Genomic DNA, 25363 nt, shown 5'->3' with positions numbered 1-25363 from the left:
ATCCGTCGGATGATGTGATTGGCGGTACAACCAATTCAGGTTGTGTACGGGAAGTCTGAAGAACTACGGTTGTCCTACGCGCTGAGGCCCGGAATGGCCGGGGGCCACCGGACCGGTTCGGTCCGTGTGTTCGGGCATCGGTGTCGGGGGATCGGTGGCACTTGGGCCGTTGGGGGACGGCGCCACCCGAGACCGGCGGTGAGTGGAGGCGACGCTTACGGGGGTGAGCGTCGCCTCCCGCCGCCGGCTTTCCCGTTCGCTCGCGATCCGGCTGTCCGGATCGGTCGGGTGCTCGCCGACGCGCAGCGAGGCTGCCCGCCGTTCCCGCGCCGGTCCGGCCACGAGCTGGCCGACCGCGACCGCGCCGCCGATCACCCCGCAGACGACCCACAGGGTGACGTCGCTGCCGTGTTCCCGGACGAATCCGCCGCCGATCGGGGCGACAAACGCGGCGATCGACCAGGACAGCGAGAGGAATCCCTGGTAGCGGCCGCGCAGCGGAGCCGGCGTCAGCTCGGCGGTCAGGGTGGCGTTGGACGGCGAGTTGAGCATCTCGCCGAGGGTCCAGATCAGCACGGTGATCGCGTAGAACCAGGCGGCGTCGGCCACGGCGGTCAGCCCGAAGCCGATTCCGGTGATCAGCGCGGCCAGCGCCAGCACGTGGGAGCGGCTCCGGTCGCGGATCAGGCGTGGGACGAACAGCTGGCCGGTCACGATGAGCACGCCGTTGAGGGCGATGACCCCACCGTAGACGGCGGGGGTCAGCCCGTCGGTGGCCATCGCGATCGGCAACATCGCCGTGTGCTGCATGAACACCAGAGCCAGTAACAGATTGAGTCCGACGAAGCCGACGAAGACCCGGTCGGTGAGGATCGTGCGGAGGCCGGACCGGACCTCGGCGGGATCGGCGATCGTCCCGGTGGGTGCCGGGCGGGCCGGCCGCGTCTCTCCCACCCTGGTGAAGATGATGGCGGCTGTGATCACCGTCGTGAGCGCGTTGACCGCGAACAGCAGGAGATAGTCGACCTGGGCCGCCAGGCCGGCGAGGACCGCCGCGCAGGAGAAGCCGAGATTGACCGCCCAGTAGTTGAGGGAGAACGCCTTCAGCCGGTCGCGGGCGGGAACGAGGTCGATCATCATCGCGCTGAACGCGGGTCGGGCCGCCTCGCTGAACGCGCCGAGCAGCACCGCCGCGCCGGCCAGCTGCCAGAGCTGGTCGGCGAAGCCGAGCGCCAGCAGCATGACGGCGGCACCGAGGTGGGCGGTGAGCAGCGTCGGTCGGCGGCCCCACCGGTCAGCCAGCACACCGCCGGCGAGCGTGCCGATCGCCCCGCCCGCACCCCAGCCGCCGACGACCAGACCGGCTTGGGTTTCCGACAGGCCCTGAGCGGAGGTGAGGTAGATGGCCAGGAAGATGATGGCGAACGACCCGAGCCGGTTGATCAGGCTGCCGGTCCACAGATACCAGAACGTCCGGGGCAGGCCGCCGGTCGTGTCTCGCCACCATGCTCGCGCGCCGAGCAACCGACACCCCCGTTACGTAATGACCTGGATTCATCCAGCGCCTTACACCGTAGGGTCTGGCCAGATGATCGGGCATCGGATTTTCCACGTGGTGGTCGTCACCGCGGGCCGGTGCGCCCCCGACGGCCGGTTCCGGCAGGATGAAGGCCATGACTGTGGGGACACTGGTGCTGCTCCGGCACGGAGAGAGCGAGTGGAACGCGAAGAACCTCTTCACCGGTTGGGTCGACGTGGATCTGACCGCCAAGGGCGAGGCCGAGGCGCGGCGCGGCGGTGAGCTGCTGGCGCAGCACAACCTGCTGCCGGACGTCGTGCACACCAGCGTGCTGCGGCGGGCGATCCGCACCAGCGAGTTGGCGCTGCACACCGCCGACCGGGGCTGGATCCCGGTGCGCCGATCGTGGCGGCTCAACGAGCGGCACTACGGCGCGTTGCAGGGCAAGAACAAGAAGCAGACCCTGGAGGAGTACGGCGAGGAGCAGTTCATGCTCTGGCGGCGCTCCTACGACACCCCCCCGCCGCCGATCGCCGACGACGACGACTGGTCGCAGGTCGGCGAGCCGCGGTACCGGGAACTGCCGCCCGAGCTGATGCCCCGGACGGAGTGCCTGGCCGACGTGGTACGACGGATGCTGCCGTACTGGTACGACGCGATCGTGCCGGATCTGCTGGCCGGCAAGCAGGTCTTGGTCGCCGCGCACGGCAACTCGCTGCGGGCGCTGGTCAAACACCTCGACGGCGTCTCCGACGAGGCGATCGCCAAGCTGAACATCCCGACCGGCATCCCGCTGCGTTACGACCTCGACGGTGCGCTGCGCCCGGTCAACGTCGGCGGTGACTACCTGGATCCGGACGCCGCCGCCGAGGCGGTCGCCGCCGTCGCCAACCAGGGCCGCTGACCAGCCGCTGACCCGGAACACCGGGCCATGGGTACGACGGAACGTGCGTGCGTACCCATGGCCCGGTGCCACGTCGTGTCGTGGCGGTGGTGATCCGCCGTCAGTCGGCCGGGTTGACGCCGGTCACGTGGTAGACCACTCGTCGCCCGGCGTTGACCGCGTGATCGGCGTACCGCTCGTAGAACCGGCCGAGCAGGGCGCCGTCGATCGCCGTCTCCGCCCCGTACGGCCAGTCCGCGCCCAGCAGGATCTTGAACAGTCTGCTGTGCAACTCGTCCATGGCGTCGTCGTCGCGGTCGAGCTCCGCCGCCGTGTCCGCGTCCGGGGTGCGCAACACCTCGCACACCTTCGCGATCATCCGGTCGGCGACCTGTGCCATCTCGGAGAACACCGATCGCAACTCGGCCGGCACCGCGGGCGACGGGTGTCGGCGCAACGCGGTCTTGGCCACGTGGTCGGCCAGGTCGCCCATCCGTTCCAGGCCGGCCGAGACGTGCAGCGCGGTGATCACCATCCGCAGGTCGGAAGCGACCGGCGCCTGGCGGGCGAGCAGGTCGCTCACCCGCTCCTCGACCGTACGGTAGAGCGCGTCGATCTCGGCGTCGCTGACCAGGACGAGTTCGCCCTCTTCGCGGTTGGCGGTCAGCAGAGCGACGGTGGCCCGTCGCAACGCGACCTGAGCCGCTTCGGCCATGGACACTAGTAGATTGGTGATGTCTTGCAGCTCGGCCTGGAACTCCTCGCGCATACCGACCTTCCGTCGTCAGGGGCGGTGCTGTGCCGGACCGGGCTTCGTCCGATACCGCCCACACCGTAGGTCGACCGGGGGACCCCAAGGTGAACGGGAATGAACGGAGCCGGACCGGAGTGTGAACATCTGAGGATCCGGGCGTGATATGTCCTGTTCAGCTGGCCGCCGAGGTTAACAATGACCCTACGATCGCCTGCGTGGAGTGGGCGGTTCTAGCCGGTGGCGTGGCCGCCGGTGCAGGTGCCGGTCTCGCCGCCGGGCTGGGCCTGGCGCGAGCGAGGGCACGGCATCAGGTGTCCCGGCCGGACGACGGCCGGCCCGTCGAGCGTACGCCCAGCAGCGGGAGGCCACCGATCGTCGCGCAACCACCGGTCGGGCTGGCCGCCACCGACCGAAACCTGATCGACGCGCTGGCCCGCAAGAGTGTCGACTCGCTGCGGGTCGGCGTGGTCGTGCTGGACGCGGAAGACGTCCCGGTACTGGTCAATCCCGCCGCCCGCGCGATGGGCCTGCTCCGCGCCGGACCCACCCCGGGCAGCATCGCCGCCCACCCGATCATCCGTACCCTGGCCGGCCAGGTGCGCCGGACCGGGGTGCGCCGGGAGGTCGAACTCGACCTGCCCCGGGGCCGGCCGGGCGGCGTGCAGGACCCGCTCGGCGTGCACCTGCGCGCGGTCGGGCTCAGCGGAAACCACGTCGCCATCGAGGCCGCCGACGTCACCGAGTCGCACCGGGTCGCCCGGGTCCGCCGGGACTTCGTCGCCAACGTCAGCCACGAGCTGAAGACGCCGATCGGTGCGCTGCAACTGCTCGCCGAGGCGCTGCTCGACGCCACCGACCCGGACAGCGCCGTCGCCGACCCGTCGGAGGACGTCGCCGCCGCCCGCCGGTTCGCCGAACGAATCCAGCACGAGTCGACCCGGCTGGGCCGCCTCGTCAACGAACTCCTGGAACTCACCCGGCTGCAGGGTGCCGAGCCGCTACCCGCCCCCGATCCGGTCGCCGTCGACTGGGTGATCGCCGAGGTGGTGGACCGGACCCGGACCCCGGCCGCCGCCCGCAAGATCGAAGTGATCGTCGAGGGTGAGCGGGGCCTGACGGTCTACGGCAGTGACGCCCAGATCGCCACGGCCGTGGCCAACCTGGTCGAGAACGCCATCGCCTACTCCGGCAGCGGCACCCAGGTCACCGTGTCGACGTCCGCCGGCGACGGCCACGTCGACATCGCCGTGGCCGATCACGGCATCGGCATCGCACCCGACGAGGTCGACCGGATCTTCGAACGGTTCTACCGCGCCGACCAGGCCCGATCGCGGGCCACCGGCGGTACCGGGCTGGGGTTGGCCATCGTCAAACACATCGTCACCAACCATGGCGGACGGGTGGACGTGTCCAGCACGCTGGGTGGGGGGTCGACGTTCACCCTGCGGTTGCCGGCCAGTCCGCCGGACGCCGTCCTACCGTTACCGGAATCGGTTGAGATCGAGGCCGGTCCGGCCGAGTCTCGGCAGGTCTGAGCGATCAGGCCGGACATAGGGAAGGAAATCAGTTGGCCCGGGTACTCGTGGTGGAGGACGAGGAGTCGTTCTCCGACGCCCTCTCGTACATGCTGCGCAAAGAGGGATTCGAGGTGTCGGTCGCGCCGACCGGCACCGTGGCGCTCACCGAGTTCGACCGCACCGGCGCGGACATCGTGCTGCTCGACCTGATGCTGCCGGAGATGTCCGGCACCGAGGTCTGCCGCGAGCTGCGGCAACGATCGCGGGTGCCGATCATCATGGTGACCGCCCGGGACAGCGAGATCGACAAGGTCGTCGGGTTGGAGATCGGCGCCGACGACTACGTCACCAAGCCGTACTCGCCGCGCGAACTGGTCGCCCGGATCCGGGCCGTACTGCGGCGGCAGAACACCGAGGCGGTCGAGCCGTCGGTGCCGACGCTGAGCGCCGGACCGGTCCGGATGGACGTCGAACGGCACGTGGTCACCGTCGACGGCGACTCGGTGCAGTTGCCGCTCAAAGAGTTCGAGCTGCTGGAACTGCTGCTGCGCAACGCCGGCCGGGTCCTCACCCGGGGGCAGCTGATCGACCGGGTCTGGGGGGCCGACTACGTTGGTGACACCAAGACGCTCGACGTGCACGTCAAGCGGCTCCGTTCCAAAATCGAACCCGAGCCGTCGGCACCGCGCTACATCGTCACCGTGCGCGGGCTGGGCTACAAGTTCGAGCCCTGATCCCGGTGGTCCGGATGCCGGCCGACCCGCCGCCGGGCGTACCGGAGGATTCCCCGCCGGGCGTACCCGACGATTGGTTGTCGGGCGTACCGGTTGATCGGTCAGTCGGCCCGGCGGGCCGTCGGCGTCCGGCGGCGCGGGGTGGCCGGATGGGCGGCCACCAGGCCACGGCGGACCCGCGCCGTGCACAGCTCGGCCAGCCGGGCGTACGCCGCCTTGCCGATCAGCGCGGTCAGCTCCGGTTCGTAGGACAGGTACATCGGCTCGGAGCCGACGTGCGCCTCCGGCGACGAAGTGCACCACCAGTCCAGGTCGTGCCCGCCGGCGCCCCAGCCGCGCCGGTCGAACTCGGTAAGCGTCGACACCAGCACCTTGCTGCCGTCCGGACGCTTGGTCCAGTCCTGATCCCGGCGGATCGGCAACTGCCAGCAGACGTCCGGCTTGTACTCCAGCGGATGCACCCCGTCGCGAAGGGCCTGCGCGTGCAGCGCACAGCCACCGCCACCGGCGAAGTCGGCGTCGTTGAGAAAGACGCACGGCCCGTCCGCGGAGCGGGTGGCGGTACGCCTGGCCGGCGTCTCCCCGTCGACGGTGTCCATCTCGGTGTAGTTCTTGAACCCCCGCCGGTGATGCTGCCACGTCTGCGGAGAAAGGCGCTTCGCCGCCGCCCGGACCCGGTTCTCGTCGTCGCTGTCGGTGAAAAAGGCACCGTGCGAACAGCAGCCGTCGCTGGCTCGACCGGCGATGATGCCGTGGCAGGACTGGCCGAACACACACGTCCAGCGGGACAGCAGCCAGGTCAGATCGGCCCGGACCAGGTGTTTCGGGTCGTCCGGATCCAGGAACTCGATCCACTCACGCGGGAAGTCCAGCGCGACCTCCCGACTACGGGGGTCGTCCGGATCCTCGACCAGTACGCGGAGTTCGTCACGGCGTGCCACCTGGTCAGCCTACGCCGCGACCTGATCACCGGCCGCTCGAGCGAGCGACTCGGCACGTTGTCCTAGGGTGATCGCATGCGACTGGGTGTGCTCGACGTCGGTTCAAACACCGTGCATCTCCTCGTAGTGGACGCACACCCCGGTGCCCACCCCTGGCCGGCACACTCGGAGAAGACCCTGCTGCGGCTCGCCGAACAGATCGGACCGGACGGCGCGATCACCGCTGCCGGAGCCGACTCGCTGGTCGAAGCGGTCGCGGCGGCCCGGACGGCGGCGATCGAGTGGCAGACCAGCGAACTGATCGCGTTCGCCACGTCAGCGGTACGCGACGCCACCAACTCGGCCGCCGTACTGGCCCGGGTACGCGCCGAGACCGGCGTGCACCTGCAGGTGCTCTCCGGAGCCGACGAGGCCCGACTGACCTTCCTGGCGGTACGGCGCTGGTTCGGCTGGTCCGCCGGGCGGCTGCTGGTGCTCGACATCGGCGGCGGGTCGCTGGAGCTGGCGGCCGGCGTCGACGAGGAGCCGCACCTGGCCCAGTCGTTGCCGCTGGGTGCCGGCCGACTGACCCGGGAACGGCTCGGCATCACCCCGGACACCCTCAGCCCGCCGTCCGCCGAGTTCGTCGCCGAGCTGCGCGACCACGTTGACGCCCAGGTGAGGCCGCTGATCCCGCAGCTGCAGGCGCAGGGCTGGGACCGGGCGGTCGGCACCTCCAAGACCTTCCGCACCCTGGCCCGGCTGGCCGGTGCCGCCCCGTCCAGTGCCGGCCTGTGGGCATCCCGCCGGCTCACCCGGACCGGACTGCGGCAGGTGACCGGTTTCATCCGGCACATCCCGCCCACCGAGCTCTCCGAGCTGGAGGGGGTCAGCGCCAGCCGGGGACATCAGCTGCTGGCGGGAGCGGTGGTGGCCGAGTCGGTGATGCGGCAGTTAAGCATCGACTCGCTGGACATCTGCCCCTGGGCGCTCCGGGAAGGGGTCATCCTGCGGCAGATGGCCCGGTTGGAGCCGATCCCCGGGTGACGGTCGCGGATCGGCGAGCCGGTGCGGACCGGGCTAGGCTGGGCGGCGTGAAGTTCGCGGTCCCCGTGTTGCTCTCCAGCTCCTCGGTCTTTCCCGAGCCGACGGCAGCCGCCTTCGAGATGGCCGCCGCGCTGGGCTACGACGGCCTCGAAGTGATGGTCTGGACCGACGCGGTCAGCCAGGACGCCGGCGCGCTGCGCGGGCTCGCCGAGCACTACGGCGTGCCGGTGCTCGCCGTACACGCGCCCTGCCTGCTGGTCACGCAACGGGTCTGGAGTCCGGATCCGTGGGAGCGGCTGCGGCGCTCCGCCGTGCTGGCCGAGACCCTCGGGGCACCGACCGTGGTGGTCCACCCGCCGTTCAGCTGGCAGCGTGACTACGCCCGTACCTTCGCCGACGGTCTGCGGACCCTGGCGGCGGCCCATCCGGATCTGCGCTTCGCGGTGGAGAACATGTTCCCGGTACGGATGGCCGGCCGAGAGTTCGTCCCCTACCAGCCCGGCTGGGATCCGACGGCGGTCGGCTACGACTCGTACACCCTGGATCTGTCGCACTGCGCCGCGTCGCGGGCCGACGCGCTGGCGCTGGCCGACTCGATGGGTGCCAGCCTGGATCACGTGCACCTCGGCGACGGCAGCGGCCTCGGCCGCGACGAGCATCTGGTCCCGGGACGGGGCAACCAACCCTGCGCCGAACTGCTGGGCTCGCTGTCCGGTCGCGGCTTCCGTGGCGCCGTGGCGGTCGAAGTGGCCACCCGGGGCGCGCGCAGCCGTACGGTGCGCGAAGCCGACCTGCGCGAGGCGCTGGCCTTCGCCCGCCGGCACCTGACCGCGTCGGCCACGACCTCCGTGACCGGCCCGCCGTCGCCGTCCGGCCGGTGACCCGGTCCGGACGCTGACCGGGTCAGGAAACCCGGGCCAGTCCGGCTTCGTCCTCCACGGCGGCCCGCTTACGCGCCCGGTGCGCGGCAACGTGTGACCTGGTCGCGCAGCGTTCCGAACAGAACCGCCGGCAGCAGTTGGACGACGTGTCCAGGTAGACGTTGCCGCAGCGGGCGTCGGCGCACACCCCGAACCGGGCACTGCCGTACTGACACAGCCAGACCGACAGCCCCCAGACAGCGCCGGCCAGATATTCGGCGCTGACCGAGGCGCCCCGGCTGGTCACGTGCATGTGCCAGTCCCGGGCACCCTCGTGGCCGGAGATCCGGGGCCGCACCGGAAAGGCCGCCAGCAACGAATTGAGCTCCGCGACCGCGTCGGTGTCCCGGCCGGTGGTCCCGAACTCGAAAACGTCCCGCAGGCGTCTGCTGGCCCGCCGGAACAACACGACGTCCCGTTCGGCCACCTCGTCCCGCATCCAGGCGTGATCGCCGTGAAACAGGGCCTTCAGATCGTCCAGGTCGGCCAGGGGTGCGTTGACCAGATCAACCGCGGTCCGCGCGTACGCGTCGAAGTCCACCCGACAACGGTAGACGATTCACGCCGCGCGTTGGGCGTCCACGTAGTGCGGCAGGAAACGAGCGTAGCCGTCGGTGATCAGCCCCATGCTCTCGCGTAGTCCGGCACCGGCGGACTCGCCGGCCACCACCCAGCTGCCGAGCACCAGATGATTGCCGGAGAAAGCCGGCAACGCCCGGAACTCCTGGAAGCACCAGCCCTCGTCGCCGTACTCGCCCGGGTTGACGATCTCGCCCGATCCGGTGACGATCCGCACCGCCGCACCTTCCCGACCGAGCAGCGGCTTGGCCACGTACTCCGGCATGTCCCGAGGACCGTCGAGATAGGCCGGCAGCAGGTAAGGATGGCCGGGATACAGCTCCCAGAGCACCGCCAGCAGCGCCTTGTTGGACAGCAGCAGCTTCCAGGCCGGCTCGATCCAGGTCGTCGGGGTACCGGGATCGAGCGCCAACCGGCCGTACGGCTCGGCCAGCATCCACTCCCACGGGTAGAGCTTGAAGCAGGTGGTGATCGGCTGATCGGCGGCGTCGACGAACCGCCGGCCGTCCCAGCCGACGTCCAGCATCGGCAGCAACTCGGTGGCCAACCCGGCCTGCCGGGCGGTCTCGGCGAGATAACCGGCGGTCATCAGATCCTCGCCGGTCTCCTCCTCGCTCGACCACGTCACGTGCACCGCCGGGCTGTACAACCCGGTCTTGATCTGCGCCCAGGCGGCGACCAGCCGCTCGTGCAGGCTGTTCCACTGGTCAAGGCGCGGGTGGAGGTCCTCCAACCAGTACCACTGCACGATCGCGGCCTCGACCAGCGCGGTCGGGGTGTCGGCGTTGTACTCCAGCAGCTTCGGCGGCCAGGAGCCGTCGTACCAGAGGTCGAACCGGCCGTACAGGGTCGGTGGCTGCTCGCGGAGCGACCGGGCCACCCCGTCGGCGGCCCACGCCGGGATGCCGAACTCGGCGTACCTGCCGGAGGCGACGACGTGTTCGGCGGCGGCCACCGCCATCCGGTGCAGCTCCTCGGTCGCTTCCTCCAGCCGCAACACCTCGGCCAGGTCGAACGCGTAGCAGGCGGACTCGTCCCAGTAGGACATCACCCCGCCGCTGGGCAGTTCGGTGTCGACGTAGACGAGGCCCTGCGCCCGTACCGTGGCGTCCCAGTCCGCGCGAAGTCGGCTGAGCTCGCGGCGCATCGTCAGCCGCCGCAGGAGGCGAGGTGGGTACCGAAGCCGCCCCGATCGGGCAGCATCGCGGGGACGTGGCGTTCGCCCTGGTCGGTGCCGGTACGAGTCGAGACCGCCGGCCCTGAGACGGCCATCGCGACGACGGTGCCGCCCGCACCGCCGGCACCCATCGACCGGTCGTCGTCACAGTCGTCGTCGGAAACCATGTTGCAGCCGGAGAGCGTGAGCGCGAGCGCGGTGAGGGCGCCCAGCTGGACGCTGGCCGACCGGAGCCGGCGGGGAGAGATCCTGTCCACGGCATTCGTTGTAGCGCACGGGCGCACGTCCGAGCCAACCGGACCACTCGGCGTACCGCTGATCGGGCCGGCGGCCGGACCACTCGGCCGCACCGCCAACCGGGCCGGGGCGGCGACCCGACTGCTCGGCTGACCGGGCCGGCGCGAGTGATGAACGATACGCTCGACCCATGCTTCGCTCGGTCATCCTCGCCGCGGCCCGGTCGACCCGGATCGAACGGCTGGTCGCCACCGCACCGTTCAGCCGCGACGTGGTCCGTCGCTTCGTCGGTGGCACCACCATCGACGACGCGCTCGACGCCGGTGCCGCGCTCGCCACCGCCGGCCTGACCATCAGCGTGGATCACCTCGGCGAGGACACCGAGACCCCGGAACAGGCCAGCGCCGTACGCGCCGAATATCTGGCGTTGATCGACGCGCTCGACCGGGCCGGCCTGGCCGCCGGAGCCGACGTCAGCGTCAAGCTCTCCGCGCTCGGCCAACGGTTCGACGAGCAGGCCGCCACGGAGCACGCGCGGGTGATCTGCGCCGCGGCCGCCGCCGTCGACTGCACGGTCACCCTGGACATGGAGGACCACACCACCACCGACGCGACGCTGGACACCCTGCAGCGGCTGCGGGCCGACCATCCGGGTACGGGCGCGGTCCTGCAGGCCTACTTGCGGCGTACCGAGGCCGACTGCCGGGAACTGGCCACCGCCGGGTCGCGGGTGCGGCTCTGCAAGGGTGCCTACGCCGAGCCCGAATCGGTCGCGTACCAGTCGGCGATCGACGTGGACAAGTCGTTCGTCCGCTGCCTCAACATCCTCTTCTCCGGACCTGGCTACCCGATGCTCGCCACCCACGATCCCCGGCTGATAGCGATCGCCGAGGACCGCGCGCGCTGGTTCGACCGCGCCCCGGAGGAGTTCGAGTTCCAGCTGCTGTACGGCGTACGCCCGGAGGAGCAGCTACGCCTGGTCGGCGAGGGCTACACGGTCCGGGTCTACCTTCCCTACGGCACCGACTGGTACGGCTACCTGATGCGGCGGTTGGCGGAACGCCCGGCCAACGTGGCGTTCCTCGGCCGGGCGATGCTGTCCCGCGACTGACCTTCGCTGTCCCGTTAGGACCGAACCACAGGTGGAAGGGCTTGACCTGGTGGGCCGTATCATCCGGCGGGTGACCGACCGGCAGCAGGCACCGATGCGCCGTGGTTGGTCGATCTGGCCGCTGGTCGGCATCATCGCCACGGTGTTCTGCTGCGCGGCTCCGGTCGCGGGGGCGGTCGTCCTGGTCGACCGGCTACCGAGCCCCGACCGCCCGGTCCCGCACCCCACCGGTCACGTCGTGACCGCGCCGCCGGCCAGCCCGCGGCCCGGCGATCCGATCGACGCCACCGAAGCCTGGCTGCGGAGTCAGCTCGGCACGCTGCTGGAGCAGCAGGCGGCCGCGTTGCTCGCTGGCGACGAGCGGACCTTCCTGGCGGTCGTCGGGCCGGAGCCGCAGGCCCGTGCGGACCTCGCCCGCCAGTATCGGACCTTGCGCGCGATGCGGGTCACCGCCTGGCGTCCGGCGATCAGCACCCTCGCCGCGATCGACCCGAACGCCGGGCTGACCGCGCCGTCCACCGTGCGGCCCGGTGGCCAGCCCACCGCAACCCCCACCGGTCCGACGACCGCTCCGCCCGGCGTCGGACCCTCCGGCACGCCGACGACCGGGCCGTCCGGTGCGCCGACGAGCCTGGTGACCGCGCCGCCGGCCGCGCCGCCGGCCGCGCCACGCGCGCCGATCGGCTCGCCGGATCCGGCACCGGGCACGCCCGCCGTACCACCGGGCACCGACCCGCCGTCGGCGACGGTCGGGCCGTCGGTGACCCCGTCGACGCCGAACCCGTCGAGCCCGCCAGCGGCCGACGGTGTGCCGACGGTGCCGGGAAGCCCGACCGGCGCACCGCCGACGGCGATTCCCACCCAGTGGCGGCTGCTGGTCAGCTATCAGCACTGCTTCGTGGTGCCGTCCTGCACCACCAGTCCGGTCGTGGTCGGGCAACGGTGGAGCACCGAGGGCGGCCGGCTGCGGCTGGTCGCCGTCGAACCGTCGCTCACCCTGCAGGACGGCCCGCGTCCCTGGGAGATCAGCGAACTGGTCGTGGCGACCGGCAACCGGACGCTGGTGGCGACCACCCCGGCGTACCGTGATCTGCTACCGGAGCTGCTGCGCGACGCCGAGCAGGCGGCGGTGGTGGCCGACCGGTACGCGGTGACCGGCACGACGCCGGACCGGTACCGGATCTTCTACGCGGGTGCGGACGAGTGGCAGGCCTGGTACGGCGGGCAGCGCCCGGAATGGACCGCCGGGTACGCCGTGGCGGTCGGCGGCGGGCACTACGAGGTGGTGCTCAACGGCACCAATCTGCGCGACGCCCTGCGGCCCGGTCTGTTGCGGCACGAACTCACCCACGCCGCGTCGCTGCCCGACGGCGGCCACCGGGACCGGTCCGCCTGGTGGCTGATCGAAGGGCTGGCCGAACACGCCGCCGCCGGTGGCCGTCCGGTGGTCCGCTACGAAGGGCTGGACAACGTCCGCAGGCTGGTGCTGCAGCAGGACTGGCAGGGCCCGCTCGACTCGGCGGAACCGGCGGTGGCGGCGGAGGACTGGCAGGTCAGTGCCGGGTACGGGGTGGGCTATCTGGCGGTACGTCACCTGGTAGACCGGTTCGGCGAAGAGCGGGTGCTGGCGTTCTTCCGGGCGGTGGTGCACGACGACGCGAGTCTCGACACGGCGGCCCGCGCGGAGTTCGCCGCCGACTGGGACGAGCTGCATCAGGCGTGTGTCGACTACGTACGACAGGCCGCCGGCTGAGCGGCGCGGTGCGGTGTGGCGTGGCGTGACGAGGCGTGACGAGGCGTGACGATGCTCGGATGGGTGGCGGCGAGAATCAAATGACGGAACGCATCGCGCCGGTCACAGCTACCCCGTTACGGTACTGGTAACACGTGCGTTGCCCGTCGCGGCGTGGAAACGACCCGCCGGGCGGCACGCGCCGGGGAATGGGATGGATTGGTGAACCATGGCAGGATCACCACAGTCCGAGGACAGGCTGTCGGAGGTCAAGTTCCTGACCGTCGCCGAGGTGGCCAAGGTGATGCGGGTGTCGAAGATGACGGTCTATCGACTCGTGCACTCCGGTGAGTTGTCCGCGGTGCGCGTCGGTCGATCGTTCCGGGTACCGGAGCACGCCGTCCACGACTATCTACGGGGAGCGTTCCAGGAGTCCGCGTAGCGGCGGTGGTCGAAGGTGGGGCGCCAGCGCGGCGGCCGGCGATCGCCGGGGCCGCGTTGGTGCTGATGACACGTGCGGGATAGGCTTGACTCCGGTCGTGACTTCCTGTGGCGTGGACGATCGCTCGTGCGGGCAACCAGCCCGTGCGGCAACCCGCCACCTGCGGGTCCGACCGGTTGTCCAAATCGGTCCTCGTGGTCGCCGCGCCAGACGGTGCACGGATCGACCCGCACGTTCGTTGGGAAGGCTGTCGTATGGGCTCGGTGGTCAAGAAGCGCCGCAAGCGTATGGCCAAGAAGAAGCACCGCAAGCTGCTGCGCAAGACCCGCGTCCAGCGTCGACGTCTCGGCAAGTGACCGTGGCCGGGCGCACGCCCGGCTCACGTACACCCCGGTCACCCGCCGGCACAGGGAGGGCCGCATGCTGAGGTCCCCGACCGTCGTGGTTACCGGGATCAGCCGTTTCATCGGTGCCCGGGTCGCCGCGCGGCTCGCCGCCGATCCCAGTGTGGGTCGGGTGATCGGGCTGGACGCTGCCTCGCCAGCACCGGACTTCGCGGAGCTGTTGCGCGAGGTCGACCATGTCCGGGCCGATGCCGGCGCGGCCACCAGCGTCATCGCCGATCTCGACGCGGACGCCGTCGTGCACCTGGCCGTGGTGAGCGGCCCGGACCATCAGCACGGTGGTCGGGCGGCGATGAAAGAGCAGAACGTCATCGGTACGATGCAGCTGCTCGCCGCCTGCCAGCAGGCGACCCGGCTGCGCAAGCTGGTCGTGCGGTCCTCGACGGCCGCCTACGGTGCCTCGTTTCGCGATCCGGCCGTCTTCACCGAGGAGACCGAGCCGCGTGAGGTGCCGCGCGGCGGGTTCGCCCGCGACATCCTCGACATCGAGGCGTACGTCCGTGGATTTCGCCGTCGGCGTCCGGAAGTCACCGCGACCGTCCTGCGTTTCGCGCCGTTCATCGGGTCGACCGCTGAGACCAGCCTGACCCGTTACTTTTCCCAGCCGGTGGTGCCGACGATCTTCGGACGGGATCCGCGACTGCAGTTCGTCCATGTCGACGACGCGTTGGAGGTGCTGCACCGGGCGGTGGTCGAGGACCACCCCGGCACGTTCAACGTCGCCGGACCGGGTGTGCTCACGCTGTCCCAGGCGATCCGTCGGGCCGGCCGGGTGCCGCTGCCCGTCCTGGAGCCGGGCCTGTCCACGGCGGCCGGCTTCACCCGTACCTTCGGGGTGGGGCGGTACGGACTCGACCAGATCGACCTGTTCGTGCACGGCCGGGTGGTGGACATCAGCCGACTAGCCGACGAGTTCGGCTTTCTGCCCCGGTCCACCGCGGCCGCCTTCGACGACTTTCTCGCCGCCCACACCGACCGGGCCGTGCTGGCCGCCGAGCAGTTGCGTACCGCCGAGCAGGCGATCCTGGACGGCATCCGGCGGGTTCGTGCGATGGCCGGCAGGGTGGCCGACGGCGTGGTCGATCGCGGGTCGGCCGACACCGTGGGCGATCGCGACGAGCCGGACCTCAGCCAGCGGGACCTCACCCAGCGGGAGTCGGGATGACGGTGCCGGAGCTACCTGGAGACGTCTGGGACCAGCGGGTCGCGGCCGGACTGGCGTTCCTGCGCCGTCGGCTGGCCGGCGAGTACGAAGTCGACGAGTTCGGCTTCGACCCCGACCTGACCGAGAGCGTCTTCCAGCCGGTGCTGCGGGCGCTGTACCGCGAGTGGTTCCGGGCCGAAATCCTCGGCGTGGAGCACCTGCCGCCGAAGGGCGCCGGCCTGGTGGTCGGCAACCATTCCGGTACGGTCGCGCTGGACGCCATGGTGCTTTCCGCGATCATGTACGACGCGCACCCCGAGCGGCGGCACCTGCGCCTGCTCAGCGCCGACCTGGTGTTCCGGCTGCCGTTCGTTTCCGAACTGGCCCGCAAGCTCGGCGGGACGATGGCCTGCAATCCGGACGCCGAGCGGCTGCTCAGCGGCGGGGAGCTGGTCGGTGTCTTCCCGGAAGGCTTCAAGGGGATCGGCAAGCCCTATTCCCAGCGATACAAGCTGCAGCGGTTCGGACGCGGCGGCTTCGTGTCGGCGGCGATCCGGACCGGGGCGCCGATCGTGCCGGTGGCGATCGTGGGAGCCGAGGAGACCTATCCGATGCTCGCCGACATCGCGCCGCTGGCCCGGCTGCTCGGCCTGCCGTACTTCCCGGTCACCCCGACCTTTCCCTGGCTGGGCCCGTTGGGGTTGGTGCCGCTGCCGAGCAAGTGGCTGATCGAGTTCTGCCCGCCGATCCCGACTACCCAGCTGGCCGATCACGCCGACGATCCGCTGGTCGTGTTCAACCTCGCCGACCAGGTACGCGAGACGATCCAGCAGGCGCTGCACCGGTTGCTGGAACGCCGACCTGACCCGTTCGGCCGTTGACCGACCCGACCCGTTCGGCCGCTGATCGACTGATCGGCCGATCGCGGCTCAGCTCAGCAGCGTACGCAGGTCCAACACCTGCCAGGAGGTCGTCTCGTTGTCACCGGTCGACCACCACAGCACCCCACCACGGCAGAGCACCATGCCCACCTCGTCCGCCACCACGATCGGCTCGTCGCGCTCCAGGTCGTAGACGAGCAGCTGCTGGCTGCTGGTCAACGCCGTCGGGGCGGAGGACAGGGACAACACCTCGAACCGGTCGAGTACCGCGACGTCGATCGTGCTGGCGGTCACCGTACCGTCACCAATGCGTCGTCGATCGCTGCCGTCCGGCCGCATCAGGTCGATCCGGCCCGGCCCGTCAGCCGCCAGCACCAGCACTCGACACCAGGTGGGACCGCAGGTGACCAGCTCGGTGGGACCCGCCGGGACGTCGAGGATCCGCCGCTGGTCGAGGTCCCGTACCCGGATCGGCCCGGTCTCGCCGCTGCCCGCGCTGACCATCTTCGGCCAGGCCGACAGCGCCCAGGCACCCGGCTCGGTACGGACCGTCACCTCGCCGCCGGCCAAGGTCACCGACCGCAGCTCGGTGGCCGGCTCCGGATCCGGAGCCACCGCCACCCAGTACAGCCGCCCGGTGTCGATCACCATGTCGTACTGGGAATTGAAGAAGACCACGTCGCCGGTGTCGGTGGTGAGCCGCCGGGGTGCCGCCGCGCCGTCCCATTCGACCGCCCACATCTCGGTGCGGCCCCGACCTGCTTCGTCGGCCACCGACTCCGACCAGGCCAGCGTCGACCCGTCGACGGTGAATCCGCCGTACTGGGGGGTCGTGGCGAGTGGCAGCCGGCGTAGCTCGCGGATCGCTCCGTCGGGCTGGCGGATCACCAGGCGCAGCGCCGTGCCGTCCGGGCTCGGCGCGGTGCCCACCGAGGTCGCGCCGTCCAGGAACAGCATCGGGCTGTACGCCGGCCCGTCCGTCAGGTTGGCTGGCAGCTCGATGATCTCGGCGTCGGGCCAGATCTCGGCGAGGGTCCGCAGCCGATCCGGCTCCGCCGACGTGGTCGGCCCGACCTGCGGCAGCCCGACCAGGAGGACGGCGGCCGCGAGCGCGGCGACCAGACCAGCCAGGTGCCATCGACGTGCCCGCCGATGACGGCCCGGCGGGCGAATGGTCGCCTCTGGCGGTGGTGCCGGGCGTGCGGTGACCGTCACACCGATGACCTTTCCTGTCGAGACGTCGACGTGGTGGCGGGGTGCCTGGCTCGTCGGCGGCGACGTCGACCGGCCGTCCGGCGACGTCAACCGGCCGTCCGGCGACGTCAACCGGCCGTCCAGCGACGGCGCATCGCCAGGCCCGCCGTCACCGCCCCGGCCAGGAAGCCGGCGGCGACCGTCGACGGTACCGCGATCCGGGCGGCCTTGCGACCGGTCCGGAAGTCGTGGATCTCCCAGCCGCGCTCCCGAGCGTGTCGGCGTAGCGCGCTGTCCGGGTTGACGGCGATGGGGTGCCCGACCGACGACAGCATCGGGATGTCGTTGGCGGAGTCGCTGTAGGCGCTGCACCTGGCCAGTTCGAGGCCTTCGACGGCGGCGAGCTGGCCGACGGCCTCCGCTTTCGCGGGTCCGTGCATCAGCTCACCGACCAGCCGTCCGGTGTACGCGCCGTCGATCACTTCGGCGACGGTGCCGATCGCGCCGGTGAGCCCGAGCCGGTGGGCGAAGATCCGGCCGATCTCCACCGGGGCGGCGGTCACCAACCACACCCGCTGGCCGGCGTCGAGATGCGTCTCAGCCAGGGCCCGGCTGCCGGGCCAGATCCGGTGGGCCATCAGTTCGTCGAAAATTTCCTCGGTGAGCCGTTCGACGTCGTCGACCCGCCAACCGGCGACGAACGCCAGTGCCGCTTCGCGGGCGTGCGACATATCGGCGGCGTGCTCGGTGGCGAGCAGCCGGAACCGCGCCTGCCGCCAGGCGAATCGCGCGAGATCACTGGTGGTGAAGTAGTTGCGGGCCGCGAGGCCACGGGCCAGCCAGTAGATCGACGCCCCGCGCAGCATCGTGTTGTCGAGATCGAAGAAGGCTGCGGCACCGGGCTCGACCGGCTCGCTCGGCGCGGCGTCCAGACCGGTCGCCGCCCAGCCGGTGGTGTGGCCGGCGGTGTCGGTGCTGATGGTCACCCTTCGAGTGCGGGTCACGGCAAGAACTCCTTCCGGCGGCATCGATCCGCGTTCCGGCCGCTGTCCCGCGCGGTCCGCGCTCCGGCCCCCGCGAGACCGGTGCTCGGCCGCCTCCCCGCCGAGACTAACCGGCGGGTGACGTGGTTCGGGGCTTCTGACCGTGTCGTCAGAAGCCCCGGAATCGGATCGGCGGTGTGCGGCCGCGCCGCACCGGTCACCGGATCAGGCCGTCGCCCCTGCTTGAGGCGGCACTCACGGGCTTGGTCACGGGATGCCGGCAGGGTTGTCCTTGACCGGCGGGCGGGGGGTGTACGGCAGGGCGGGTTCGGCGCTGCCGACGTTCGGCTCGGCCAGGGTCGGCCGGCCGGGACTCGCCGCCGGGTGGGTGGGCACTTCGGCGGGTACGCCGTCGGCGACGCCGACCGGGGCCGGCGGGACATCCGTGGTGTCCGGTGGTGCCGCCGCCTCACCGGCCGGCGTCGGCGAGGATTGTCCGGTCGGCTGCTGTTCGCGAGCTTCGTCCTGCTGGTCGCCGGTCACGCAGGCGGCCGGTAGCGGACCGAGCGCGTCGGAGTTGGTGATCGCGGGCACCGAGCAGGTCAGGCCGTCCCGCAGGGCCCGGGTGCGGTGGCGGATCGCCTCCAGGAGTTCCAGCGACTCGGTGATCCGGTCGAGACTGGCGGTTCCGCCGGTGGTGGTGAGCTGTCGTAGCGCCGTTCGTTGTTGCTCGACGAAGGCGTCGATCGCGTCCAGCGGCAGGCGGTCACCGCGTTGGGTGGCGGCCGAAGCGAGCAGCTGGACTCCTTGCCGGGTCTGCCCGTCCATGTCGTCGAGCACGGCCCGCAGCGCGGCCGGATCGTCGTGCACCGTGACCGCTTCGGCCATTCGTACCTCGGCGAACCCGAGGAAGAGTTGGCCCCGGGAGAGGTCGGAGTGGGCCAGTGCGAGCTGGGCGCGTTCGGTCGACCGTTTCATCGCGTACAGGGTGTCGCCCGGCAGGGCCTGCTCGGTGGCGGCGGACATCCCGGAGACGGTGATGGCGCCGGCGGCGACCGTGGCGATGATGGCGGCCCGGGTACGGACCCGTCCCGCGCCGCTTCCGGTCAGGACGCCGGCGGCGCGGCGGGTGGATCCCGCCGGACGGGTCGGCCGCGCCGCCACGCCGTTCGGGGCGATCGCGGTAGCGCCGATACCGTCTCGCTCGGCGGTCGCGATGAGCACCGCGCGCAGGTGGGTCCGGAACTCGGGATCCGGGGCACCGGTCGACGGTGGCAGTTCGGACATGTGGCGTCCGAGCGCCGTGAGCGCGACCAGGTCGTCGTCCATCGGGTCGCGGGCGTGGTGGCGCCCACCGCCGTCGTCCCGGTCGAGGAGTCGTGCGAATCGTTCGGCGCGGCGGCGGCGAAAGAGATCGGGTTTGCTCATCGCGGACACCTCCCTTCGCAGATCACTGCTTCAGCGACGGGTGTCGCCGCTGTCGGTGCGACCGCGGCCAGAGTCGCTGGGGAGGTGACCCGCACGTGCCCTGGCTCGCCGTCCGGTGACTGGCCGATCGACGGCGCCACTGGTCGCACCACAAGAAACGGCTGAGTCATCAGTTGGGTTACGGGTCGGTGGGCAGAATCCATCACCAAGCGTGACCGGCGACACGTGTCGGTACGGTCCGCTCACCCGTGGAATCCGTCGGGCAGCAGCCGGGCCAACGCCCGTACCGCCCGGTACTGCAATGCCTTGATCGCACCCTCGTTCTTGCCCATCGCCCGGGCGGTCTCGGCGACCGAAAAGCCTTGGAGGAAACGGAGAACGATGCATTCCTGCTGCTCGGGGTTGAGTTGCTTGACGGCGGTGAGCAGAGCCACGTTGGTGATGTGGTCGACGACTGCGGCTTCCGGGCTACCCTCCGGTCCGCGATCCTCGCGCTCCGCGTCCATAACGTCACCGGTAGTAACTTCCAGCCGGTAGCGACCGGACTTGAAGTGGTCGGCCACCAGGTTGCGGGCGATCGTCACCAGCCAGGCCCCGAGATCACGGCCCTGCCAGGTGAAACTGCCGATGCGCTTGAGGGCGCGCAGGAACGTGTCGGAGGTCAGGTCCTCGGCGAGTTGCCGGTTGCCGACCCGGAAGTAGATGAACCGGAAGACCGTGTCCACGTACCGGTCGTAAATTAGTCCGAAGGCCTCCGTTTCGCCGGCCTGGGCTCGCTCGACGAGCGCCCAGACCTCGCGGGCCGGATCGGACGGATCCGGACGGTCCGGGTACCGACCTGGTGGTGCGCCGGACCGGGTGCCCTGATCCGGGATGACCGGCAGGATCGTGGTCTCGGCGTCGTTGCCGCCCGGCTGGGTCGGCATGGTGGGTCGGGTCGGAGTGGCCACCCCGGCCCCCAGCGGGGTGGTGTTGCCGTTCGGCTGGGGCCGGACCGGCGCCTCGTTCGGTTGGGGCCGCTGGTTGGCCCGTTTGGTGCCGCCGTCGCCCCGCATCGTGATGCTGAGCATGTCGTGCATCGAGACGCGGAGCTGTCGTCGTATCGAATCGCGTAACAGTTCCAGTCCGTCGGTCAACGCGATCCGGGCAGCGTGCACCTGCCGGCTCGCCGGCTGGTGCGGGAGATGGGAGTAGACACTCACTGGGCGTCCTCCATTCGTGCCCGTGGCGACCCGGCCGGGTGGATGGCACGGGCACCAGGCTCGGTGGGATGGGTGCCGTCACCGGCACGGTCTGTCGGGATGGCGACGTGCGCCGCCACCACCCGACACACCTCCCTGAGGTGCTGATGCGGTGCGTCAACGGGCACAGCGGCCTCCTCGGGCGCAGGGGTGGCGACTCACGGCAAAACGGGTGAGCCGACCCATGGCGATAATAGGGCCAACGTCACCCACGCGTGTGGAGTCCGTTACACAGCGACGAAGTATTTCCGCAGGCAGGGTGAGTGCGTCGCACACGCTGTCCGCTGTCGGTTACCTGACGCAACGATTGTCGGTAAGCCGTAGGTGGCGTCCTGCGTGTCGCCTTTGGCCTGGTGGTCCAAGGTGGCGTAGGATATTCGACTCGCGTCGCGTGGATGCATGCTGGGGAGACTATGGGCGAGCCTCGACTGACCTTGATCACCCGTCCGGGTTGTCACCTCTGCGAGGTGGCCCGCGAGGCACTGGAGCGGGTGGCGCTGCAGACTGGTGATCAATGGGTCGAATGGGATGTCAGCGCTGATATCGCCTTGGAGCGCGACTATGGCGAACGGCTCCCGGTCGTCCTGCTCGACGGCCGCGAACACGGTTACTGGCGGGTCGAGGAGCAGCGGCTCCTCGACGACCTGCGGCGCGCCGGCCGGTAGGCTGCTGGACGTGGTCGCGGCGCACACCCATCTCGTCTGGGACTGGAACGGCACTCTGCTCAACGACCTGGCGCTGGTGGTCACCTCGACCAACCACGCGATGGCCACGGTCGACGGACCGGTGCTCACCTCCGAACAACACCGGGTCGCGTTCCGGCGTCCCGTCGCCGACTATTACGCCCAGGTGCTCGGCCGCATCGTGGACGCCGAGGAGTTCGGCCGGCTCGACCAGATATTTCACGACGCGTACCGAGCCGGGCTGACCACCTGCGCACTCGCCGCCGACGCCGAACGGGCGTTGCGGAGCTGGTCAGGAACTCAATCGCTGCTGTCCATGTGGTTCCACGACGAACTCGTGCCGCTGGTGGAGACCTACGGGTTGACGCCGACCTTCCGGCGCATCGACGGGCTGCGGGCCGCAGTCGGCGGTGACCGCAAGGCCAGTCACCTGCGCCGGCACCTCGCCGAACTGGGCGTCGACCCCGTCGAGACCGTTCTGATCGGCGACACGCTCGACGACGCCGACGCGGCCGACGAGGTCGGTGCCGGGTGCGTTCTCTACACCGGCGGTATCACCGACTCAGAACGGCTGCGGGCCCGTGGCGTGCCGGTCGCGGAGAGCCTCACCGAGGCCGTACGGCTGGCCGCGTACCGCTGACCACCGCGAGCGGCCGGCCCTCGTGGGCCGAGCGGCCGGCGTCGCGGGTGAGCGCGCTCAGCTCCGCAGATAGGCGAGGACGGCCAGCACCCGCCGGTGCTGCTCGGTGTCAGGCGGCAGCTGCAACTTGCAGAAGATGTTGTGCACGTGCTTTTCGACCGCGCCGTCGCTGACCACCAACAGGCGGGCGATGGCGCTGTTCGAGCGGCCCTCGGCCATCAGCCCGAGCACCTCGCGCTCGCGGGGCGTCAGATCGCGGAGCGGATCGTCGCGACGGCGCCGTACCAGCAGTTGGCTGACCACCTCCGGATCGAGCACGGTGCCGCCGGCGGCCACCCGTCCGAGCAAGTCCAGGAATTCCGCGATCGCGGCGACCCGGTCCTTGAGTAGGTAGCCCACCGCGCCGGCCCGATCGGCCAGCAGGTCGTCGGCGTAGGAGACCTCCACGTACTGGGACAGCATCAGGACCGGTGTTCCGGGCACCAGGCGGCGGGCCTCGACCGCCGCGCGGAGTCCTTCGTCGGTGTGCGACGGCGGCATCCGGACATCGACGATCGAGACGTCCGGTCGGTGCTCGACGACCGCCGCCACCAGGGACGGCCCGTCGCCGACCGCGGCCGATACATGGTGGCCGTGTTCGGTGAGCAGACGGACCAGGCCTTCCCGAAGGAGCACCGCGTCGTCCGCGATCACTACCCGCATGGGTGCCATGTCTACCATCAGCCCGTCACATCGGTAGTTCGGCGTGGATCGCGGTGCCGCCGCCGGCCGGGCTGGTGACGACGAGCGTGCCGCCGTGTGCGCGAACCCGGTCGGCGATGCCGGCGAGCCCGTGCCCCTTGGCGACGTGCGCCCCGCCGACCCCGTCGTCGCTCACCGTCACGATCAACCGGTCGCCGTCCTGGCGGACAGTGACCGAGCAGGTGGTGGCCCCGCTGTGCTTGGCGATGTTGGTCAGTGCCTCGGCGACGAGGAAGTAGACGCTGCTCTCCACTCCTGCGGCGGGCCGGCCGGCAGCGGTGCCGAGGTGCGCGTCGACGGCGAGATCGACCGGGATCACCCCTCGGCCGGCCAGGGCAGCGATCGCGCTGGGCAGGCCACGGTCGACCAGGATCGGCGGCGCGATCCCCCGGGAGAGGGTACGGAGCTCGTTGAGGGTCTCCCTGGTCTGGCTCAACGCCTCGTCCAGGGTACGGCCGGCGGCCTCCGGGTCGATCGTCAACTGTTCCCTGGCCCGACCGAGATCCATGGCGAGTCGGACCAGCCGTTGCTGAGGACCGTCATGGATGTCGCGCTCCAGCCGCCGCAGGGCGATCGCCTCGGCGGAGACGGCGGCCTGCCGCTGCTCCTCCAACGTCGTGATCCGGTCGTGCATCTCGGCGACGCCGGTGAGCAGACCACGGGCGAACCACGCCTGGAGCAGGGCACAACCGCGAACCACGATCGGCAGGGTGATCAGGAAGAACAGTCCGATGGCGGTGTGCAGCGCGATCCGGGCGGCCGGAGCGTCGCCGAGGCCGAGCAGCGGCGCCAGTCCATCGCCCTGCCCGACCGGCAGCAGCCAGTCGTAGAGCCAGTAGAGCGAACCGGCGGCGGCACCGACCCACCAGGCCAGCGTCACCGGTACGGCGATCAGCGTCACCGGCAGACGCAGCATGCCGAAGGCCAGGTCGAGCCAGGACTGCGGTTCCAGGACGGGCACCATGATCCGCCGCCAGGCGCCGGCCTCGGGGCCGACGGCGCGATATCGGGGCTGCACCTGCGGGGTGTCGAGCACCGGGGCGATCCGGCGACGCTCGACATCGGCGAAGGTCCGGGCGGCGTGCAGCGCCCCGCTCAGGATCGGTAGGCCGATCACGGTCACCAGCAGGCCCAACCCGAGCGCGAGTCCGACGACGCTGACCACGAAGTTGGCCAGGGCCAGTGGCAGCCCGGTGAGCACGAACACCGAGTCGCTGCCGAGTCGGCGGGTGATCATGCCGGACGCGGTCGGCGTGCCGGCTCGGGCGGTCGCGGTGCTGGTCATGGGTTGACGCTAGAGCGCGGGTGGCCGTCGGGTCAGTACGGCCGACGTGCCGATGCCGGGTGAGGCTGGCCCTACCGCCCGCGCGCGCCGTGCCGACAGAAAAGGCAGAATTGGGGGATAATCAACCTGTTGGCCGTTGTCCGGGGTGCGGCGCGGCGACAGACCCTTCGAACTGGGTCGTTCCACGCCGGTCTATCAAGATCGCGATTTGTGCACGCCTTCACAAGCGCCTACGCTGTAACCCTCACGAGCCCTGATAGCACAACTGGTGACGGCGGTCGCCACAGGGGGCACCGGTATGACCGGCCGGATCTGGCGGGTCCATGATCGCACCGCACGGAGACACATGAGTCAGCACCGCCAACCAGGCGTGTCCGGCCGGATCGACGCCGGTCCGGCGCTGCCGGACCTCCCTGAGGCAACGGTCGCCCGACTTCCTGAGTACCTGCGCTCCCTGCACGCCCTCGCCGAGGCCGGCCACGAGACCGTCTCCAGCGAAGGACTCGCCACCGCCGCCGGGGTCAACTCCGCGAAACTGCGCAAGGACCTGTCTCATCTCGGCTCGTACGGCACCCGCGGCGTCGGCTACGACATCGCCCTGCTGATCGAACAGATCGAGTACGTGTTGGGGCTCACCCACCGACGGGCGGTCGCCCTGGTCGGCGTGGGAAACCTCGGCCACGCGCTCGCCGGCTACGCCGGGTTCGCCAGCCGGGGATTCCGAATCGCCGCGTTGTTCGACGCCGACACCACCCGGGTGGGTGAGCAGATCAACGGTCTGGTCGTCCGACACATCACCGAACTGCCGCAGGTCGCCGCCGAAGAGTCGATCGCCATCGGCGTGATCGCCACCCCGGCGATCGCCGCGCAGCAGGTCGCCGACCAACTGGTGGCCGCCGGTGTCACCAGCATCCTCAACTTCGCCCCCTGCGTACTCGCCGTTCCCGACGGCGTCGACGTCCGCAAGGTCGACCTGGCGATCGAGCTGCAGATCCTGTCGTTCCACGAGCACCGCAAGTCCGCGCTGACCGCGCTGCCCGGCGGGCGCGACGGCACAGTGCTGCCGACCACGACCGCACTCGACGGCACCGCACTCACCGAGGGTGGCGGCTTCCCGGCCACCGCCGATGCGCCGACGGCGACCCGACTTCGTCGCGGTGGCGGGAC

General features: G+C 70.8%; 23 protein-coding genes and 4 pseudogenes. 14 read left to right on the top strand and 13 right to left on the bottom strand.

The window, feature by feature from the left end; genetic code table 11:
* Window positions 1-300 precede the first annotated feature (300 nt).
* Window positions 301-1524: pseudogene (locus O7632_RS29440) on the bottom strand (MFS transporter); the annotation flags it as partial.
* Window positions 1525-1664: 140 nt separating this feature from the next.
* On the opposite strand from O7632_RS29440, the gene O7632_RS29435 reads away from it, so the two are divergent.
* Entirely contained in the window at window positions 1665-2423 is a 759-nt protein-coding gene (locus O7632_RS29435) for a phosphoglyceromutase (RefSeq protein WP_347403612.1), read from the top strand.
* A gap of 100 nt (window positions 2424-2523) precedes the next feature.
* Here the strand turns inward: O7632_RS29435 and phoU are convergent, their stop codons facing one another.
* The gene (gene phoU, locus O7632_RS29430) at window positions 2524-3171 is read right to left on the bottom strand and encodes a phosphate signaling complex protein PhoU (protein WP_278119043.1); all 648 of its coding nucleotides are present in this window, start codon (window positions 3169-3171) and stop codon (window positions 2524-2526) included.
* 200 nt (window positions 3172-3371) lie between these two features.
* Here phoU and O7632_RS29425 point away from each other — a divergent pair, with 200 nt between their 5' ends.
* Together O7632_RS29425 and O7632_RS29420 are read left to right on the top strand one after the other, a co-directional pair.
* The gene (locus O7632_RS29425) at window positions 3372-4691 is read left to right on the top strand and encodes an ATP-binding protein (RefSeq protein WP_278119041.1); all 1320 of its coding nucleotides are present in this window, start codon (window positions 3372-3374) and stop codon (window positions 4689-4691) included.
* Between the two features lie 32 nt (window positions 4692-4723).
* Complete coding sequence (locus tag O7632_RS29420) at window positions 4724-5407, top strand: response regulator transcription factor (RefSeq protein WP_278119039.1); 684 nt, start codon at window positions 4724-4726, stop codon at window positions 5405-5407.
* A 101-nt stretch (window positions 5408-5508) separates the two neighbouring features.
* Here O7632_RS29420 and O7632_RS29415 read toward each other — a convergent pair whose 3' ends face one another.
* The gene (locus O7632_RS29415; RefSeq protein WP_278119037.1) at window positions 5509-6348 is read right to left on the bottom strand and encodes a hypothetical protein; all 840 of its coding nucleotides are present in this window, start codon (window positions 6346-6348) and stop codon (window positions 5509-5511) included.
* 75 nt (window positions 6349-6423) lie between these two features.
* Between O7632_RS29415 and O7632_RS29410 the strand changes: the two genes are divergently transcribed.
* Entirely contained in the window at window positions 6424-7374 is a 951-nt protein-coding gene (locus O7632_RS29410; RefSeq protein WP_278119035.1) for a Ppx/GppA phosphatase family protein, read from the top strand.
* A 47-nt stretch (window positions 7375-7421) separates the two neighbouring features.
* A complete protein-coding gene (locus O7632_RS29405; protein ID WP_278119033.1) occupies window positions 7422-8255 on the top strand; it encodes a sugar phosphate isomerase/epimerase in 834 nt (277 codons plus the stop codon).
* 22 nt (window positions 8256-8277) lie between these two features.
* Here the strand turns inward: O7632_RS29405 and O7632_RS29400 are convergent, their stop codons facing one another.
* From O7632_RS29400 to O7632_RS29390, 3 genes are read right to left on the bottom strand one after another with little or no spacing between them, the layout of a single operon-like run.
* Window positions 8278-8835, bottom strand: a complete 558-nt coding sequence (locus O7632_RS29400) for a CGNR zinc finger domain-containing protein (RefSeq protein WP_278119031.1) — start codon at window positions 8833-8835, stop codon at window positions 8278-8280.
* Between the two features lie 18 nt (window positions 8836-8853).
* Entirely contained in the window at window positions 8854-10020 is a 1167-nt protein-coding gene (locus tag O7632_RS29395) for a glutathionylspermidine synthase family protein (RefSeq protein WP_278119029.1), read from the bottom strand.
* Between the two features lie 2 nt (window positions 10021-10022).
* Window positions 10023-10307 carry a hypothetical protein gene (locus O7632_RS29390; protein WP_278119028.1) on the bottom strand — a complete coding sequence of 95 codons (285 nt, stop codon included), beginning with the start codon at window positions 10305-10307 and terminating at the stop codon, window positions 10023-10025.
* A 170-nt stretch (window positions 10308-10477) separates the two neighbouring features.
* On the opposite strand from O7632_RS29390, the gene O7632_RS29385 reads away from it, so the two are divergent.
* The 6 genes and pseudogenes from O7632_RS29385 (at window position 10478) to O7632_RS29360 (ending at window position 16001) form a co-directional block, all read left to right on the top strand.
* The gene (locus tag O7632_RS29385; RefSeq protein ID WP_278119026.1) at window positions 10478-11398 is read left to right on the top strand and encodes a proline dehydrogenase family protein; all 921 of its coding nucleotides are present in this window, start codon (window positions 10478-10480) and stop codon (window positions 11396-11398) included.
* A gap of 70 nt (window positions 11399-11468) precedes the next feature.
* Window positions 11469-13151 (top strand): hypothetical protein, encoded by a 1683-nt coding sequence (locus O7632_RS29380; protein WP_278119024.1) that lies wholly within the window; start codon window positions 11469-11471, stop codon window positions 13149-13151.
* Between the two features lie 208 nt (window positions 13152-13359).
* On the top strand, window positions 13360-13572 hold the full coding sequence (locus O7632_RS29375) for a helix-turn-helix domain-containing protein (protein WP_278119023.1): 213 nt from the start codon (window positions 13360-13362) through the stop codon (window positions 13570-13572).
* 254 nt (window positions 13573-13826) lie between these two features.
* Window positions 13827-13928, top strand: coding sequence for an AURKAIP1/COX24 domain-containing protein (locus O7632_RS29370; protein ID WP_007465623.1), 102 nt, complete (start codon window positions 13827-13829; stop codon window positions 13926-13928).
* A gap of 64 nt (window positions 13929-13992) precedes the next feature.
* Window positions 13993-15039, top strand: a pseudogene (locus O7632_RS29365) (NAD-dependent epimerase/dehydratase family protein); the annotation flags it as partial.
* A 98-nt stretch (window positions 15040-15137) separates the two neighbouring features.
* Complete coding sequence (locus O7632_RS29360) at window positions 15138-16001, top strand: lysophospholipid acyltransferase family protein (protein WP_278119021.1); 864 nt, start codon at window positions 15138-15140, stop codon at window positions 15999-16001.
* Window positions 16002-16049: 48 nt separating this feature from the next.
* Here the strand turns inward: O7632_RS29360 and O7632_RS29355 are convergent, their stop codons facing one another.
* From O7632_RS29355 to O7632_RS29335, 5 genes and pseudogenes are all read right to left on the bottom strand, one after another.
* The gene (locus O7632_RS29355; protein WP_278119020.1) at window positions 16050-17216 is read right to left on the bottom strand and encodes a hypothetical protein; all 1167 of its coding nucleotides are present in this window, start codon (window positions 17214-17216) and stop codon (window positions 16050-16052) included.
* Window positions 17217-17323: 107 nt separating this feature from the next.
* Complete coding sequence (locus tag O7632_RS29350; RefSeq protein ID WP_278119019.1) at window positions 17324-18223, bottom strand: HAD-IB family hydrolase; 900 nt, start codon at window positions 18221-18223, stop codon at window positions 17324-17326.
* A 489-nt stretch (window positions 18224-18712) separates the two neighbouring features.
* Window positions 18713-19606 (bottom strand): annotated as a pseudogene (locus tag O7632_RS29345) (DUF5667 domain-containing protein); the annotation flags it as partial.
* Between the two features lie 242 nt (window positions 19607-19848).
* Window positions 19849-20676 carry an ECF subfamily RNA polymerase sigma factor, BldN family gene (locus O7632_RS29340; RefSeq protein ID WP_278120504.1) on the bottom strand — a complete coding sequence of 276 codons (828 nt, stop codon included), beginning with the start codon at window positions 20674-20676 and terminating at the stop codon, window positions 19849-19851.
* A 128-nt stretch (window positions 20677-20804) separates the two neighbouring features.
* Window positions 20805-20975 (bottom strand): hypothetical protein, encoded by a 171-nt coding sequence (locus O7632_RS29335; RefSeq protein WP_278119017.1) that lies wholly within the window; start codon window positions 20973-20975, stop codon window positions 20805-20807.
* Window positions 20976-21260: 285 nt separating this feature from the next.
* On the opposite strand from O7632_RS29335, the gene O7632_RS29330 reads away from it, so the two are divergent.
* Both O7632_RS29330 and O7632_RS29325 read left to right on the top strand, forming a co-directional pair.
* Window positions 21261-21512, top strand: a complete 252-nt coding sequence (locus tag O7632_RS29330) for a glutaredoxin family protein (protein WP_278119016.1) — start codon at window positions 21261-21263, stop codon at window positions 21510-21512.
* 10 nt (window positions 21513-21522) lie between these two features.
* Window positions 21523-22170, top strand: a complete 648-nt coding sequence (locus tag O7632_RS29325) for an HAD hydrolase-like protein (RefSeq protein WP_278119014.1) — start codon at window positions 21523-21525, stop codon at window positions 22168-22170.
* Between the two features lie 57 nt (window positions 22171-22227).
* On the opposite strand, the gene O7632_RS29320 is transcribed toward O7632_RS29325, so the two are convergent.
* Together O7632_RS29320 and O7632_RS29315 are read right to left on the bottom strand one after the other, a co-directional pair.
* Window positions 22228-22872, bottom strand: a complete 645-nt coding sequence (locus O7632_RS29320) for a response regulator transcription factor (RefSeq protein WP_278119013.1) — start codon at window positions 22870-22872, stop codon at window positions 22228-22230.
* 25 nt (window positions 22873-22897) lie between these two features.
* A complete protein-coding gene (locus tag O7632_RS29315; protein ID WP_278119012.1) occupies window positions 22898-24196 on the bottom strand; it encodes a sensor histidine kinase in 1299 nt (432 codons plus the stop codon).
* Between the two features lie 346 nt (window positions 24197-24542).
* On the opposite strand from O7632_RS29315, the pseudogene O7632_RS29310 reads away from it, so the two are divergent.
* Window positions 24543-25235, top strand: a pseudogene (locus O7632_RS29310) (redox-sensing transcriptional repressor Rex); the annotation flags it as partial.
* Window positions 25236-25363: the final 128 nt, after the last annotated feature.

This window comes from Solwaraspora sp. WMMD406 (assembly GCF_029626025.1).
In the GTDB taxonomy this organism is placed as follows: Bacteria; Actinomycetota; Actinomycetes; order Mycobacteriales; family Micromonosporaceae; genus Micromonospora_E.
This window is presented reverse-complemented; position numbering and strand designations above follow the sequence as displayed.